General features: G+C 60.4%; 11 protein-coding genes and 2 pseudogenes. 5 read left to right on the top strand and 8 right to left on the bottom strand.

Annotated features, from left to right (window positions below):
• Positions 1 to 86 precede the first annotated feature (86 nt).
• The 3 genes from H6851_20270 to H6851_20260 all read left to right on the top strand — a co-directional run bounded on the left by H6851_20270 (position 87) and on the right by H6851_20260 (position 2,287).
• On the top strand, positions 87 to 890 hold the full coding sequence (locus H6851_20270) for a nucleotidyltransferase domain-containing protein (GenBank protein ID MCB9945943.1): 804 nt from the start codon (positions 87 to 89) through the stop codon (positions 888 to 890).
• Positions 891 to 1,559: an AAA family ATPase gene (locus tag H6851_20265; GenBank protein MCB9945942.1), complete on the top strand. Its 669-nt coding sequence runs from the start codon at positions 891 to 893 to the stop codon at positions 1,557 to 1,559.
• 182 nt (positions 1,560 to 1,741) lie between these two features.
• Entirely contained in the window at positions 1,742 to 2,287 is a 546-nt protein-coding gene (locus tag H6851_20260) for a MarR family transcriptional regulator (GenBank protein MCB9945941.1), read from the top strand.
• A gap of 9 nt (positions 2,288 to 2,296) precedes the next feature.
• Here the strand turns inward: H6851_20260 and H6851_20255 are convergent, their stop codons facing one another.
• Complete coding sequence (locus H6851_20255) at positions 2,297 to 3,199, bottom strand: mandelate racemase/muconate lactonizing enzyme family protein (GenBank protein MCB9945940.1); 903 nt, start codon at positions 3,197 to 3,199, stop codon at positions 2,297 to 2,299.
• A 53-nt stretch (positions 3,200 to 3,252) separates the two neighbouring features.
• Here H6851_20255 and H6851_20250 point away from each other — a divergent pair.
• Positions 3,253 to 4,131: pseudogene (locus tag H6851_20250) on the top strand (IS701 family transposase).
• Between the two features lie 154 nt (positions 4,132 to 4,285).
• On the opposite strand, the gene H6851_20245 reads toward H6851_20250, so the two are convergent.
• Together H6851_20245 and H6851_20240 are read right to left on the bottom strand one after the other, a co-directional pair.
• Entirely contained in the window at positions 4,286 to 5,890 is a 1,605-nt protein-coding gene (locus H6851_20245; protein MCB9945939.1) for an SUMF1/EgtB/PvdO family nonheme iron enzyme, read from the bottom strand.
• Positions 5,790 to 6,051 (bottom strand): annotated as a pseudogene (locus H6851_20240) (IS6 family transposase). The gene H6851_20245 and the pseudogene H6851_20240 overlap by 101 nt, the downstream one beginning before the upstream one ends.
• Before the next feature lie 236 nt (positions 6,052 to 6,287).
• On the opposite strand from H6851_20240, the gene H6851_20235 reads away from it, so the two are divergent.
• Positions 6,288 to 7,652 (top strand): MATE family efflux transporter, encoded by a 1,365-nt coding sequence (locus tag H6851_20235; GenBank protein ID MCB9945938.1) that lies wholly within the window; start codon positions 6,288 to 6,290, stop codon positions 7,650 to 7,652.
• Positions 7,653 to 7,657: 5 nt separating this feature from the next.
• On the opposite strand, the gene H6851_20230 is transcribed toward H6851_20235, so the two are convergent.
• From H6851_20230 to H6851_20210, 5 genes are all read right to left on the bottom strand, one after another.
• Positions 7,658 to 10,237 (bottom strand): plasma-membrane proton-efflux P-type ATPase, encoded by a 2,580-nt coding sequence (locus H6851_20230; protein ID MCB9945937.1) that lies wholly within the window; start codon positions 10,235 to 10,237, stop codon positions 7,658 to 7,660.
• 90 nt (positions 10,238 to 10,327) lie between these two features.
• Positions 10,328 to 11,113, bottom strand: coding sequence for an enoyl-ACP reductase FabI (gene fabI, locus H6851_20225; protein MCB9945936.1), 786 nt, complete (start codon positions 11,111 to 11,113; stop codon positions 10,328 to 10,330).
• 25 nt (positions 11,114 to 11,138) lie between these two features.
• Entirely contained in the window at positions 11,139 to 12,326 is a 1,188-nt protein-coding gene (locus H6851_20220; protein MCB9945935.1) for an acetate/propionate family kinase, read from the bottom strand.
• Complete coding sequence (locus H6851_20215) at positions 12,323 to 13,279, bottom strand: phosphate acetyltransferase (GenBank protein ID MCB9945934.1); 957 nt, start codon at positions 13,277 to 13,279, stop codon at positions 12,323 to 12,325. The genes H6851_20220 and H6851_20215 overlap by 4 nt, the downstream gene beginning before the upstream one ends.
• Positions 13,276 to 15,588 (bottom strand): DUF3141 domain-containing protein, encoded by a 2,313-nt coding sequence (locus H6851_20210; protein ID MCB9945933.1) that lies wholly within the window; start codon positions 15,586 to 15,588, stop codon positions 13,276 to 13,278. Before H6851_20210 ends, H6851_20215 begins: the two co-directional genes overlap by 4 nt.
• Positions 15,589 to 16,026: the final 438 nt, after the last annotated feature.

Raw genomic sequence — 16,026 nt, 5'->3', positions numbered from 1 at the left:
ATTATAAAGTGAACGGAATTGGGCCTCAAGGATGAAAATCTGGGTGGTCTGTCGCAGATGGCTGTGTTCAGGCGAAAGGATAGCGTATGAACTTTACCAAGTTCCAGCCTTCCATTGCCAGCGATGTTCGCGCGGCCATCGACGAGAAACTCGATGAGATCGAGACGGTACATGAGATACGTATTCTCTTTGCCGTGGAAAGCGGCAGCCGGGCCTGGGGCTTTCCTTCGCCCGACAGCGACTATGACGTCCGTTTCGTCTACGCGCATCCTCCCGACTGGTATCTGTCGTTGACAGCTGGCCGCAACGTGATCGAATTACCGATTTCGGCCGATCTCGACATCGGCGGCTGGGACATCCGCAAAGCACTGAACCTGCTTTTGAAACCCAACCCGGTGTTGCTGGAGTGGCTGTCGAGCCCGATCCGCTACCGGTGGTGCGATGAAGTCACCGCGGAACTGGTTTCGCTGGCGCGGCAGATCACCCATCGTACGGCATGCCGGCACCATTATCTGAGCCTTGGCGAAAGTCAGTGGCGCAAACATGTCGGCAATGCCACCCATGTCAATTTCAAGAAATACTTTTATATCCTGCGTCCGGCACTCGCCTTGCGCTGGTTGCGCATGCATCCAGAACAATTACCGCCGATGAATCTTCAAGCTCTGGTTTCCGGTCTGGACCTTGATGCTTCGATGCAGGCCAGGATTGCCGAACTTCTGCAACAGAAGATGCAGGCCAGGGAAATCGGCATCGGTCGGCGGATCGACGAGATCGATCATCTGATCCTTATGGAGTTCGACGCCGCCCGGGCGGTACCACCGGAGCCCGTGGACCACGCGCTTCAGGTTGAGGCGACGGCACTCTTTCGCAAGATCATCGGGGTTGCGTAGATGAAGATATCCATCCCCGACTTTTCACTCGTCGTTCTCATCGGCCCGACCGGTTCGGGAAAATCGAGCTTTGCGCGCCGACATTTTTGCGAAACCGAGATCATCTCTTCCGATGCTTGCCGTGCTGTGGTGTCCGATGATGAAACGGACCAATCCGCGACCAGCGACGCCTTCGAGCTTTTGCACCTGACCGCCGGCAGCCGGTTGCGACGGCGCAAGCTTACGGTCATCGACGCGACCTCTGTGCAGCAGCGTGATCGGGCGGAGCTGGTCCAGCTTGCCCGGCAATATCACGCCTTGCCGGTGGTTCTCGCTCTCAACATCGACCCGGAACTTTGCCACGAGCGTAACAAGGACAGGTCGAACCGCGATTTCAGCGCAGATGTGCCACGCAAGCATGCGCAGGCGCTGCGGCTCGGGTTGCGTGGTTTGAAAAAGGAAGGCTTCCGTCAGATCCAGATCATGAACTCACCTGCCGAAGTCGACGCACTCGAGCGGTTCGCCAAGCGTCAGCAGATGCGCTGGTCAAAGCGCGGCGCACATCTCTTGCTTCAAACCCGCACGCGCGTCCTCGATGGCACGCTCAGGACCAAGTTCGAGGAGTGGTATCCAGGCCTCGTGGTCAACGCACCCAACCAGCAGCCGGAGCCCATGCAAATGGCAGCATGAACCCCACGATTTTTGGTGCTGTCGATCCGTGGGTGTTTCTGCATGTTGGAACGTAACCTACCACGGATTTATCTGTAACAGCTTGGGTTAGACGAATTTTTGCACGTATCTTGAACACTTTGTCTTTTCAACAATATAATATACAATATCAACGATATCGTTTGATAGAGAAAAGGACAAATATGAGCATAAAGGAAAGAGTTGATGGCATCGGGCAAGATGACGACGATATCCGTTATCTTTTTTCCTACAATCTGCAACGCCTTGCAGGACTCTCGACGCGCATAGCCCTGCTTGAGATCAAGCCCTCTTTCGGCATCAACATCCATGACTGGCGGGCGATGGCTGTTCTGGATTTCCTCGGCGTTGCGCCGCTCCACACATTGGCCAAGCGTGCAGGTGTCCAGAAAAGTCAGATGAGCCGCACGGTTTCCGCGCTCGAGGAACGAGGTTTCATCGCCCGCGAAATCAATCCGGACGACAAGCGCAGTGTTCATCTTCGCCTGTCGCCGAAGGGACTGCGTCTGGTGCGCGACGTTCTCAAGGCATCGCGCGAGCGCAACCGTCACATGCTTTCCCAGCTGAGCGAGGATGACCGTTGCGAGCTGATGCGGCTCATGGAAAAGGTGACGGTCGGCTCGCTTGCCTATCTGCGCGAGCTCAAGAGCGAGGGTAAGCGCCACCGCCCGCCACCGCCGGCAACGATCTTTGAAACGGAGATCCTTTGAGCCCCGACGTCAATCGAACCAGGGTGACGGCCAGGGGACGATGCGGTGCTGACCGAATCCTGCTCCTTCGCCTGGTTGCAACAGGCCGTCGTTGATCTGCGGTGCTTCGTGCTCCATGTCGTCGAAATGGGTGAATTCGGCGCATTCCGCGGGGCCCGAGACTTCGGCCAGACCTGCGAGCGTGGCCGAGGCGAGCGTGACCAGAGGACCGCCAAAGGCTGTCCCGAGCCGTGCATGGACGCCCTTGCACGTGGCTGCCAGCGCCATGGATCGAGATGGCAACAGGCCGCCTGACCGGGCCAGTTTGAGGCTGATGCTGTCTGCCGCCTCGCGAGCAAGCACGTCATCGAGATCGGCGTGCGTGAACAATCCTTCATCCGCCTCGATGCGCACCCGCGCCTCCCGTCGCAGAGCTGCCAGCGTTTCCCGGTCGGTGGCCGGAACCGGCTGCTCGATCGACCATACGTCCAGCGGTCTCAGACACCGTTCGAAGGCCAGGGCACCCGCCATGTCATACCCCTGGTTCGCATCGACCGTTAACGCAATTGCAGCACCGACCGCAGCCCGCACAGCAGTAACGCGTTCCACGTCGGCGTCGATATCTCCCGTCGCCTTCAGTTTCTGCGCGTGATAGCCTTGGCCGGCATAATCGCCAGCCAGTTCGGCCATTCGCGCCGGAGATTTCACCGGAATGATCCTTGGAACCTCAATGGTACGGGCTTCGCCGCCCAGCAATTGAACGACAGACTTCCCCCGCGCCCGTGCTGCAAGGTCGAGCAATGCCATTTCCACCGCCGAGCGCGCCGCGTTCAGTGATCGGGCGCAGGGGCCCAGTCTGGTAACGCAGTCATCCAGATCGGTCAGATCCGCATTGACCATCGCCGATGCGATGTTCCAGCCGGTTTCGATCAATGCCGCGGGTGAGTTGTCGAGATGCGGCAGGAACGGGGCGTAGCCTTCTCCAGCAGCAGGGTCACGCGTCCTGTGGGGTGGCGCGGCAATATACCGGTTCCGCCGGAAAAATCACCAACTGCCAGATCGGCGTCTTTGCGTCCTATGTCTCTTGTCATGGGCATGCGTTCGTTGATCGGGCGCTGTATCTGCCGAAGGCATGGGCGGATGATCCGGGGTGGCGGAGCAAAGCCCATGTGCCAGAGGCTATTGAATTCGCGACCAAACCCTCCCTTGCACGCGCCATGATCCAACGCGCGCTCGCGGCGGATGTCCCGTTCTCATGGGTGGCGGCCGACAGCATTTACGGGGTGGGAAACATCGAAATGGCCCTGCGGCGCGCGGGAAAGGGCTATGTCCTTGGCGTCAGTTCCAATCATGGCTTCACTTCCCGGGGCAAGTCTTCCCCGGTATCCGGCACAGCCAAGGAAATTGCCGCTGCCCTGCCCGAGGATGCGTGGCAACGCCTCTCGTCGGGGGCAGGTACAAAAGGCGCAAGGCTGCACGACTGGGCCTATCTCGACCTCGCGGATCTCGATGCGGGCGATTTTGGCGCTGACTTCCACGGCACATGGACCCGCGGCCTTCTGATCCGCCGCAACATTGCCGATGGCGATACTTCATACTTCACAACCTGGTGCCCACAGGGAACCTCCATGGAAACCCTCGCCCGGATCGAGGGTCACCGATGGGCGATTGAGGACAGCTTCGAAACCGCCAAGAATGAACTGGGGCTCGACCACAACGAAACGCGTTCCTGGCATGGTTGGCACCGTCATGTTTCGCTGGTCATGCTGGCCTTTGCGATGGCCGCCGTGATCCGCCATCATGCAAACGTCACGCCACCCCCAAAAACGCTGCGAAGGATCAAACAGATACAACTCCAGCGCTGATCCGCTGGTCGATACAGGAAATTCGCCGCATCGCGAACAAAATGGCGCAACGCCAAATCCAACCCGCCGAGATCATCGCATGGTCAGTCTGGCGACGCGCCCATCAAGCCATAGCAAGGCAGTGCCATGTCAATTCAAAATTGCAACTGTAATGTTAGTTCAGATCACGCGCGACGCGAAAACCGTTTGTTGGTTTGGGATCGTCTGGATCTCTGAAAATCGGCGCTGCATGCCAGCTTTGCCAACCTGCAGTGCTAAAATACGTCTTTCCACTGGTAGATCGGTATAAGCAATCAGCGGGTTCGGTCCGAGCTTTTCCGTCTTTGCGCCAGTAACCGCCGGGCCACTGATCGGCAATTGATGGGGGAAAGTCGCTTCTAAGCAAAGAAACCCACAAGTGATCAGGCTTATTGATGACCGAGTGGGTTTTGAAACCAGGAGTGTCGCCAGAGAGATAAGGCTGCAGCGTTCTCAGCGTTTTCGGATCAACGTTCAGAACGCAATCGGCCGTCCACTCCGTGGTTCTTCCGTACATGCCATACAAGCCATATGGGCTGGGCCAGCCCTGAATGGCTGGAAGACGTTCGTCGTAGGCAAAATCGTCTCTACCCTCGACCATTCGCCATCCCCACCAAAAGGGTGTTTCAGCTCCCGCACGAGCCGCATACTGCCATTCAAGCTGTGATGGCAGACGGTAGGTCTGACCAGTTTTCTCGCTCAACCATCGAGCATAAGCAGCTGCATCATCATACCCCACGCATCGAACTGGCTCATCATCACGAGGTGCATTTTCCAAAATAAGTTGCTCAAAATCTTCTGATCCGCGGATTGAAATCGAACTCGATGAATATTGATCCCAACTAATCATTCTGGATCCAATTTTTTCATGATTTTTATAAAAGCTGACATTGCACTTCCAATTGCTATACCAATTTGTTTCTTTAACAAATTGACGAAATTGATCAATGTTAACTTCAGATATTCCAATCGCGAATTTATTGATTTTTATCATCTCTGAATTCATTGGAATGAAATGGTTCGGAGGAAATTTTTCAGATCTTCTTCTTGAACATTCTCGAACGCCATATGAATGATTGATGTATTCAATGCACTCTAAGCCAGGATAATTGCCCGATTTGTCACGAAATATATTCCTTGATTTCAAATATTCATCCGAACAAAATTCGAATGTTTTTTTGGCAATATCGTCATTGAAGCTAGAGTCGGAACAAGAAAGGAAATATGCCCAAGTGTAGGTCACGCCAGGTAAAAGGATTGGCTTGCGATCGAAGGATCCTGCCAGAATGACTGCCAACTTCGGGCATTTCTCACAGTCCTGTATGTTTTCAACGTTGATAGGATATGAAGGCTTTGATTGCGTTTCCGGTAAAATATTACGTGCAAACATGCTTGAAATATTAATGCGTCTTTTCCCAGTCTGCCGGTTCATCACGGCTTCGACAGTCTGGATTTCCTCATCCGTGAGCAGGGCGAGAAGGTCGGGATGCAGAACTTCGCGCGCCTTGACGGGATGGGTGACGCCTGTCCCCTGAGCCGCTTGATGCAGTGCTGCAAATCCACATGAAGACGTGAGAGCCATTGCTGCAAGAATGGTCAGCATCCTGCTTTTGATCATCTTTGCGCTCATGATGACATTCCCATTTGCCGCCAACCTTGATGTAGGTTTCGTCGATCCGCCAGCTTGTCGACTGGGGAGTTCGCCATTGCCAGCGCAAGCGCTTTTCCATCTCCGGCGCATAACGCTGGACCCAGCGATAGACCGTAGAATGATCAACAGGCATGCCACGCTCGGTCATCATCTCCGCGAGATCGCGGTAGCTGATCCCGTACCGGGCAGTACCAGCGAACCGTCCACGACACGACCTCGCCCGGATAATGACGACCTTTGAAAACGCTCAACTGTTCAGCCCTTGTTCCATGTCCGAGCCGAATCTCCGCGATCTACCCGGTTTTTGCAACAGAGCCCGTGGATCAGCGTCCGGCTTGCGAGGTGGCGTAGGGGCGGGCCCGGCGGCCGGCATTCCGCACTGGCCAGGATTCCCGGTGCGGTGTATGAGCGGCTGCTTGAGCCAAGGCGGCGGCCTGCCGCTTGAATGTCAAACCCGTGCCTCAGAGAGACGACAATGCAGGCGTCGATGCGCCCGGCGAGGTCCGACTTCGGCGCCATGATGCGGGAGTGCGGCCAGCTCGCGCAGTTGGCCCTGCCGCTGGTGTTCGCCAATCTCGGCGGTATCGCCATCGCCACCACCGACATGCTCATGCTCGGTCACGCCGGGCCGAAGGCGCTGGCGGCGGTGGCGCTCGCGCTCAGCATCTTTCAGCCGCTCATGCTCCTGTGCGTCGGGATCGGGCTGGCGGTCACGCCGCTGGTGACAGCGGCCCGGGCGCGCCATCAGACCCGGCAGATCCGTCGCGTGGTCCGCCAGGGTGTCTGGATGGCCCTGTTCCAGACGATGCTGTGCGCGCCGGTCTTCTGGTTTTCCGGCACCATCTTCTCGGCGATCGGACAGGATGCGGATCTCGCGGCGCACGCCCAGCTCTACACCCGCGGCGTCCTTCCGGGGCTGTTCTTCATCCTCCTGTTCAACGTCCTCCGCTCCTATCTCACCGCCCTTGAGCGGACACGGGCCGTTCTCCTCCTCACCCTGCTGGCCATTCCGCTGAATGCCGTCCTGAACGGCATCCTCATCTTCGGCGCCGGCCCGATCCCCGCACTCGGCGTGCTCGGCGCCGCCATCGGTTCCACGCTTTCCAACGCCGCCATGGCCATCGGCATCTCGGTTCATTGCAGCCGCCGCCGGCCTTTCCGCCGACACGCGCTGTTCTCGCGCTTCTGGCGGCCCGACTGGTCGACTTTCCTCGAACTTCACCGCCTGGGACTGCCCATCGGCATGATGATCGTGCTGGAGGTTGCCGTATTCGCCGGCACGGCACAGCTGATGGGGCTCATCGGCACTCTTGAGCTCGCGGCACACCAGATCGCCATCCAGCTCGCATCCATCACCTTCATGGTGCCGCTCGGTGTCGGTCAGGCGGCCACCGCGAGGGTGGGGATCGTCGACGGCCGCGGCGAACGGCATCGCCTCGCGCGGGTCGGCTGGGCCGCCATGCTCCTGTCGACGGGTTTCATGGGCTGCACCGGACTGGCCTTCTGGCTGGTGCCCGGACTTCTGGTACGCCCGTTCCTCGACGGCAGCGATGCGTCCTCGACGGTCATGGCGCTTGCCGGCAGCTATCTCGCGGTGGCCGCCGCCTTCCAGATCGTCGATGGCATGCAGGTCACGGCCGCCCATGTCCTGCGGGGGTTGCAGGACACCCGCGTTCCCATGTGGATCGCGGCATTCGGCTACTGGGGCGTTGCCATGCCCTGCGCGTGGTTCCTCGGCCTGCACACCTCGCTGCAGGGGCGCGGCATCTGGTTCGGTCTTGCCCTTGGCCTGGCCGTCTGCGCCATCCTGCTCGCGCGCCGGCTCCATCGCCGGCTTCGCGTGGTATCATGATGGTCCTATCCGGTATGTGGCGCATGCCGCTCGCGCAGGAACCTCCGATACCAGTTGGGTCTGCCGTGGTCCTCCTTCAGCCGGCTGTAGAGGATCAGCTTGATACCATCGAGGAAGACCATCCAGACCAGCATGTAGAGCCACACCAGACCGATGACGGTCCAGGGCAGGGCCGGCACGAACCACCCGAACCCGCAGATGAGAACCGCGACGATCTGGGTGCCGATGATGGCCACGACCAGCGGCATGGCCGGCCACGGCCGCGCGAACATCGACGCCCGCGAACGCATGACGAACAGCAAGAGGTGCCCGCCGGCGACGATCTGCAAAAAGATGGCCGTCTGGACCTGCTCCCGGGCCAGCGGGATCCACGCCTGCCACTGCGGGTCGTGCAACCACTTCATGCCGACGAGCAGCAGGCCGAAGGTCTGGGCCACGGCCATCAGGCCCATGAATCCCGAGACCAGCAGCAGCCGGCGCATCCGCCAGCGGACCGGTTCCTTCGACAGCAGGGTGTTGTCGTAGGCGATGGTCATGATCGGGATGTCGTCGAGAAGGGCGATCAGGATGATCATGACGGCGGTGAGCGGCGAAAAGCCGAAGGTAAGGGTCGCCAGGACCACCACGAACATGATGTCGAGCGTCATCGCCACGCGGAACAGGACGTAGTTGATGATCCGTTCGAAGATCCGTCGCGACTCGTCGATGGCGTCGATGACTGTCGAGAGGCCGGGGGCGGTGAGAATGAGGGCCGCCGCGGCACGGGCGGCATCGGTGGCCCCGCCCACGGCGATGCCGCAATCGGCCTGCTTGAGCGCCGGTGCATCGTTGACACCGTCGCCGGTCATGGCGACCACGTGCCCGCGATCCTGCAGCGCATGCACGATGCCATACTTGTGCTCGGGGAACACCCGGCCGAACCCGTCGGCCCGTTCCACGTTCAGGGTGATCGGCTCGGGCAGGTGGCTCATGTCCATGTCCCTGGTGAACATGTCCGCGGCCGCGACGAGATGTGTCCCCATGCCGAGCTGCCCGGAAATCTGGCTGCCGATGGCGACATCGTCGCCGGTGACCATCTTGACCTGGAGCCCGTGCTGCTTGGCGTGCTCGATGGTCTCCCGCGAATCGTCGCGGGGCGGGTCCAGCATCGACAGGATGCCGAGGAAGTCCCAGCTCCGGCCGTCGTCGGCCGAGCGAGCGACGCCGAGCGCCCGCAATCCGGTGGCGGCCAGATCCGCCACGGCCCCGGCGGCCCTTTCCGCCGTTTCGGCATCGAGTCTGCACAGGTCGACGATGACCTGCGGCGCACCCTTGCTGAAACGCATGGCCCTGCCCTGCGCATCGGTGACGGCCGCTTCGGTCCGTTTCCCGACCGGATCGAAAGGTGTGAATTTCATCACTTGATAGGTATCGCGGACACGGGAATCCGTTAGTCCGGCACTGATCGCCTTGTCGATCGCATCCTCGCTGCCCTTTTCCGAGGCCAGTGCGGCACCGAGAACCAGCTCGTCGGCCGAACCGGCATCGAACAGGATCGGATCGCCGAGCGTCAGGCTGTTCTTGGTCAGAGTGCCGGTCTTGTCCGAACAGAGGATGTCCACGCCGGCCAGTTCCTCGATGGCTTCGAGCCGCGAGACGATGGCCTTCTTTCGCGCCAGCGCCTGGGCACCGAGCGAGTTGGTGACGGTGATCACCGTGGGCATCGCCACGGGGATGGAGGCAATCAGCAGGACGAGAACTTCGCGGGCGATGTCGGCGAGGTCTGACCATGCCCATCGGCTTTGCAGCACGAAATCGTGGTAGAGCTGGAAACCGACGAGGATCGTGCAGAGGGCGATGGAAACCAGGATGAGAAAATCGCCGATCTGCGTGGTGGCCTGCTGCGAATGCGATGCCCCGCCACCGGCGGAGGCCACCAGGCTGGCCGTGCGACCGAAGAAGGTCGCGTTGCCGGTCGCGATCACGACAGCGGTCATTTCTCCCTGCTTGGCGATACTCCCCGAATAGCCCGCATCGCCGATCTTCTTGTCGACAGGCAGGGATTCGCCCGTGAGGGCAGCCTGATCGATGCTGATATAGTCACCATCGACGAAACGCACGTCGGCGGGCACCACTTCGCCGAGCTTGATGCGGATGATGTCGCCGGGCACGATCTCACCGGCGTCGATGGTCGAGAAATTCCCGTCGCGCAAGGCGGTTGCTCTTGGAGCCATTCCGGCCTTCAGCGCTGCCAGCGCATCCGAGGCCTTGCGCTCCTGCCAGAAGCCCGACACGGCATTGTAGAGAAGAAGGACCAGGATGATGGCGAGGTCCGCCCAATGCCCCATGAGCAGCGACAGGACCGCCGCGGCCTCGATCATCCAGGCGATGGGTCCCCAGAAGAACCGGAGGAATTTCTCCAGATCGCTGGCATCTTTCTGGATCAGCTCATTGCGGCCATATGTTTCCAGTCGGGATCCGGCTTCGGCAGTGGAAAGGCCATCCGTCGAAGTCTTCAGCCTCGTGTAGACGGTCTGCAGATCCGCCTTTTCCAGATCTTCGGGAATGTCCGGGACCGCTGTCATTGACGAGGTGGCCTTTTTCATCCTGTCCCTTCCATGTATTCGTCAGGAATGTCGCGGTGCTGGGAAGGTATATCCGATGGGTCCTTATCCCCGCGTCTCGTTGACATGCGGCTATCCCATGATGTGATAGCCGCCATCGATGAAGATCGTCTGGCCGGTGATGTGCCGGGCCGCGTCATGCGCGAGAAAGGCCGTCGCGATGCCGACGTCGTCGATATCGACCAGCGAGCGGGCCGGCGATTTGGCCTGCGCCCTGGCCATCAGCTCGTCGAACTCGGCTATTCCCGATGCCGCCCGCGTCGCCAGGGGCCCCGGCGAAACCGCATGGACGCGAATGCCCTCGGGACCCAGTTCGGCGGCCAGGTAACGGACGGAGGCTTCCAGAGCCGCCTTGGCCGGACCCATGATGCCGTAGTGATCGATCACGCTTTGAGCACCGAAGAAGCTCATGGCGAACATTGCCCCGCCGTCCTTCATCAGCGGTTCGGCCAGATGCGCCATGCGGATGAACGACCAGCAGGAAATCTCCATCGTTTTCGCGAAATCCGCCCGATCGACATCGACCACGCGACCGTGGAGCGCCTGGCGCGGCGCGAACGCGATCGAGTGAACGAGGAAGTCGAGGCGGCCCCACTCGTCCCCGATCGTCCTGAACACGGCCTCCATCTGCCCTTCGACCGACACGTCGAGCGGCATGAAGATGCCGGCATCGATGGACCGTGCGAGGGGTTCGACGTGCGGCCGGGCCTTGTCGTTGAGGTAGGTGACCGCCACCTCGGCGCCAAACCTGCGGAAGGCCCGGGCGCATCCCCAGGCGATCGACCGGTCGTTGGCAATGCCGACGACAAGCCCCTTGCGTCCGGCGAGGAGGGACGAGGTACTTTCCAACGCGGTCATGCGGTTCTTCCCGGAAGGATTGAAATCACCGTTCGGCGACCAGTGACACCACGGCACGGGCGATCATCATCTCCTCATCGGTCGGGATGACGAAAGCGGCGATCTTGCTGCCGTCGGTCGAAATACGCCCCTTGCCCGAGTCGTTCAAAGCCGGGTCGAGTTCGAGGCCGGCCCAGCGCAGGCCATCGGCGATGCGCGCCCGGATGGAAGGGGAGTGCTCGCCGATGCCGGCGGTGAACACGATCGCATCCAGTCCTCCCAGGGCGGCCTGCAGCATGCCGGCGTTGAGCACGGCCCGATAGACAAAATGCTCGATGGCGAGGGCCGCGCGCGGGTCGTCGCTGGCTTCGAGAACGCGCATGTCGCTGGAAATGCCCGACAGGCCGCGCAGGCCGGAATCGTGATAGAGCAGTGACGATATCTCGTCGGCACTCATCCCCTTGTGTTGCATGAGATAGAGGGCCACGCCCGGATCGAGCTGGCCGCTGCGGGTTCCCATGGGCAGGCCATCGATGGCCGAGAAGCCCATGGTGGTCTCGATGCTCCTGCCGTTGCTCAGCGCGCACATGGAAGCGCCGCTGCCCAGATGGGCGACGATCACCCGTCCTTTCGCCAGTTCGGGCATGCCGGTCCTCATCGTCCCGGCGATGTAGGCATAGGACAGGCCATGGAAGCCGTAACGCCGGACTCCCTCTTCGTATAGGGCGCCGGGGAGCGCATAGCAGTCGCGCGAGCGCTCGCGGTGCCGGTGGAATTCGGTATCGAAGCACGCGACCTGGGGGATGCCCGGAACCATCTCCATGGCGAGGCGGATGGGTGCCAGGTTGTTGGGCTGGTGCAATGGCGCCAGATCCTGGTAGACCCGCAGTTCCTCCAGCACCCTGTCGTCCACCAGCACCGGACGGTCATGGTTCGGCCCGCCATGCACGACCCGATGACCGATACCGATGAATTCGAAACCTTCGAGCGTCTTCAGCCAGTCGGAAACGCGGACGATCGCGTCGGGCAGGGTCGCGATCGTCGCCGCATCGAACGTTTCATCGACCATGACGGTTCCGTCGACATCGTGGATCGCGAGGTGCGGCTTTACCCCGATACCGTCCATCTGGCCGCGGATCCGGCATTCCGGCGAGCCGTTGTCGATGGTGAAGATCCGGAACTTGAGGCTCGATGAGCCGGCATTGACGGCAAGAACGGACTTCCGTGCGGTCATGCGGAAACCTTCGTCGACTTCAGTATGGCGGCGGCATAGAGGGAGGCGATGGCGCAAGAAGCCAGTCGTGTGCGCACCGAATCCGCCCGTGAGGTGAGAACGATCGGCACCCGGGCCCCCAGCACGATTCCCGCCGCGTCGGCATGGGAAAGGAATGTGAGGTTCTTGGCCAGCATGTTCCCGGCTTCGAGATCGGGCACGACGAGGATCTGGCCCCGGCCCGCCACGGTCGACTGGATCCCCTTCATCCGGGCGGCCTCGGGGTCGATTGCATTGTCGAAGGCGAGCGGCCCGTCCAGGTCTGCGCCGGTGATCTGGCCGCGATCGGCCATCTTGCACAGGGCGGCTGCCTCGATGGTCGAGGGAATGCGCGGCGTGACCGTCTCGACCGCAGACAGGATGGCCACTCGCGGTCGCCCGAGAGCCAGCCCCTGCCAGAGATCGACAGCGTTCTGGATAATGTCGCGCTTGGACAGGAGATCCGGGAAGATGTTGATGGCCGCGTCGGTGATGAACAGGGTCTCGTGATGGCCCGGGACATCCATGATGAAGACGTGGCTGATGCGACGTTCGGTCCGCAGGCCCTTCGCCGACGATGTCACTTCGCTCATCAGCTCGTCGGTATGCAGGCTGCCCTTCATCAGGAGGGTGCCCTTGCCTTGCCGGATGAGCTCGACGGCCCGTGCCGCCGACGCGTGGCTGTGCGGCGTGTCGACAATCTCGATGCCGTCAATGTCGATACCGTTCTTTTTCGCGATATCGACGATGCGCGCCTGCGGGCCGACAAGGACGGGCTTCACGATTCCCGCCCTTGCGGCATCGAGCGGCCCCTGCAACGAGGTCTTGTCGCAGGGGTGCGCGACGATGACCGTCGGCGCGGTCATTGCCTTGGCCGCCTCGATGAGTCGGTTGTATTTCGAGTGTCCGGACTGCCCTTCGACACCTTCGTTCATCGTGCGGCACCTCGTGCCGTCTTGCCGGGAGCCGTCCTGGCCTTTTCGTCCGACAGGGTCGCCGGGTGGGTCCCGTTGCCGGTTGCCGCGGGCTGCTTCCTGCTCCTGCCCGACGGTTTGGACCCGAGGTCGAACCATTCGACGAGTTCTGCCAGCCGCTCCTCGCCCTTCTTGCTGAGCGGGCTGCCAGCCTCGATGATCTGCCCGATGATATCGAATGCCGCCTGTCGCTCGGCAGCATCTTCGGGCAGCATGCCGGGGATGGCCGCCAGCGCCGCCTTCTCATCGATTTCGAGCATGAAGAACTGCTCGCGCACCAGGCGGCGGAATGCTTCGAGGTCGAGGTTGCTCGTCTGCTTCTGCTGGTGCCACAGGTGACGCATGAAGGAAAAGGTCCGCTCGTCGACCTTCCTCTCGGCGAGACCGACATACAGGAGCGAACGGATGAACGCCTCGCGAAGACCGCCATCGGTCACCCGTGCCTTCAGGGAAGCAATCTCCTGATCGACGAGTTTTTTATGGTGCGGGCTCTTGGCGGCCTTGCGCGGTCTCTCGCTCGATGCGGGATCGATGCCCAGCCGGGACTGTAGCAGCGGGTTGCCGAAGACCGCGAAGAAGGTCTTTTCGGCCATCTGCTCGGCAAAGATCCGCCAGGCCTCGAAACCTTCGACGATCGAATTCGACACCTTCTTCTCGGCCTCGGTGAAGACGTTTCCTTCCCCGGCGGGCTGGCGATTCTCCTCGACCTGCCCGACCATCTGCTCCAGCACGCCATCGAAAGCCCGGTGTCCCGGTGTGGCCATGTACTGGACGCGCAACGGATGCATCTGCCGCATCGCCTCGGCCATGGGCTCGGTGATCATCGGCCGGAGCCAGGGCTGGACGAAAGTCCGGTACAGGGCGAGATTTTCTTCCGAAAGTCGGGCTGCCGCCTCGAAGCAATGCTCGTCGTCGATACTGTTGCCACCCAGTGCCCGAATATCGGCGAAGCTCCGCGCCTCGCAACGCATGACCCACTGACCGGATACCAGATCGGCATTGGCCGTATGCTCGTCCACCGGCTCGAAGACCGCCTCGTAGAGGCCCGGCGGCAGGATGTTGATCAGGTCGATGTTGTGGACGAATTCGTCGTGCTGCTTGCGCGCGACACCGGCCGACACGAAAATGCCCAGATGACCGACCGACTCGTGGATGGTGTAGACGATCGTCTGCTGATGCCTGCGGATGTCGTCGACATCTTCGTACAGGTCGAGAACCCAGTCGAGCGCCTGTTGTGGCGGGGTGATGTTATCCCCCTTCGAGCAGAATACGACGATGGGGGAACGGATCTCCCGCAGGTCGACAATATCGCCGTTCGGGGCCTGAATCTCACCCGTCGCGAGTTTGTTCCCGACAAAGAGATCATCGACAATGGTCTGCATTTCCTCGCCGTTAAGCAGGGTCTTTTCACCCCACCAGCGTTCGAAACCGAGATAACGTGGCACCTCGGTATCGATCTTCGAATAGAGATTGTACTGCTTCGACCAGAAGGTATTGGCCGGATTCTGCGCCTCGAAGTTCTTGACCAGCCAGGCGCCGTCGAAAATTCCATGGCCCAGGTCGCTGGTCATGGCCGTGAGCCAGCTGCCGCCGAGCAGGCCGCCGCTGTAGCGCATGGGGTTCTTCCCGTGTACGCCGGCCCAGTACGACAGCGGGGCGCCGGCGATGATGATGGGGCCGAACAGGTCGGGATGCAGTGCCGCGACGATCATGATTGCCCAGCCTGCCTGGCAATTGCCGACGACACAGGGCAGCCCCTGGGCATCGGGATGCCGTTCGATCACCTCGCGCAGGAACACCGCTTCCGCTTCGGCGACGTCGAAAATCGTCTGGCCGGGCTCTGGCATGGGCCTGAACCCGATGAAATAACAGGGATGGCCGGCCTTCATCGCCACGCCGATCTCGCTGTCCGACTTGAAACCTCCAATACCGGGGCCATGCCCCGCACGGGGATCGACGACAACAAAAGGCCTCTTGCGATCGTCGACTTCCGTACCTTCCGGCGGCTTGATGCGCACCAGGGCGTAATTCACCGGCCGGGGAAGATTGCGGCCGTCGAGGACGAGTTCACAAGCGTAATCGAGTACGTTGGGAGCTTCGAGGGCGCTTTGCCTTTCGTGCTGGGCCGCGCGTTGCCTCATCGCATCGCAGAAAAGGATCGAACGCTGCATGGCGTCGATCGAATAAGACAGGGCCTGTGAGAACACGTCATTCGGCAGACTGTTCCCGGCTGCATTGGACTCGGATTGCTTTTCCTTGAGACCGACCATGACATCCTCCTGAGGTGTGAAAACAGCACCTGCACCACGACATAATTCTACATTTGTAGAATACAATGCCATGACATGTCGAGGCGCGGCGAAACCGCACCCATGACATTCGCGCCCATATGACATTCACGCATATAAGAGCTTCAAAGTGTCCAGACGTTTTTGATCTGGATCAATGGTCCATTTGATGGGAAAAGGTTCTAGCGTGGCGCAATGCCGGACCCTGCATGACATTTTGTCATGTCATGACATTTTGTCATGTGCGGGAATTATTACTTGAAACCAATGAGATGATATCAGGGTTGTATCGTATCTGACATTTTGTCAGGTTCGGGATGGTTGCCGGATACAGGGCGATCTGCGAACTCTTCCAGTAAAATCATAAAGTTAAGATGTTTCGTCCCAATTGGCACGACATTTGCTGGTGTATAGGCAAAA

The sequence above is a fragment of the Geminicoccaceae bacterium genome (genome assembly GCA_020638465.1).
Lineage (GTDB): Bacteria > Pseudomonadota > Alphaproteobacteria > Geminicoccales > Geminicoccaceae > JAGREO01.
Note: the sequence above shows the minus strand (reverse complement) of the source record. Positions and strands in the feature narration are given on the sequence as shown.

Coding starts and splice junctions, on each gene's coding strand:
- H6851_20235 (MCB9945938.1), top strand. CDS start 6,288: ATGCGCCCGGCGAGGTCCGACTTCGGCGCCATGATGCGGGAGTGCGGC.
- H6851_20270 (MCB9945943.1), top strand. CDS start 87: ATGAACTTTACCAAGTTCCAGCCTTCCATTGCCAGCGATGTTCGCGCG.
- H6851_20265 (MCB9945942.1), top strand. CDS start 891: ATGAAGATATCCATCCCCGACTTTTCACTCGTCGTTCTCATCGGCCCG.
- H6851_20230 (MCB9945937.1), bottom strand. CDS start 10,237: ATGAAAAAGGCCACCTCGTCAATGACAGCGGTCCCGGACATTCCCGAA.
- H6851_20220 (MCB9945935.1), bottom strand. CDS start 12,326: ATGACCGCACGGAAGTCCGTTCTTGCCGTCAATGCCGGCTCATCGAGC.
- fabI (MCB9945936.1), bottom strand. CDS start 11,113: ATGACCGCGTTGGAAAGTACCTCGTCCCTCCTCGCCGGACGCAAGGGG.
- H6851_20210 (MCB9945933.1), bottom strand. CDS start 15,588: ATGGTCGGTCTCAAGGAAAAGCAATCCGAGTCCAATGCAGCCGGGAAC.
- H6851_20215 (MCB9945934.1), bottom strand. CDS start 13,279: ATGAACGAAGGTGTCGAAGGGCAGTCCGGACACTCGAAATACAACCGA.
- H6851_20245 (MCB9945939.1), bottom strand. CDS start 5,890: ATGCGCCGGAGATGGAAAAGCGCTTGCGCTGGCAATGGCGAACTCCCC.
- H6851_20260 (MCB9945941.1), top strand. CDS start 1,742: ATGAGCATAAAGGAAAGAGTTGATGGCATCGGGCAAGATGACGACGAT.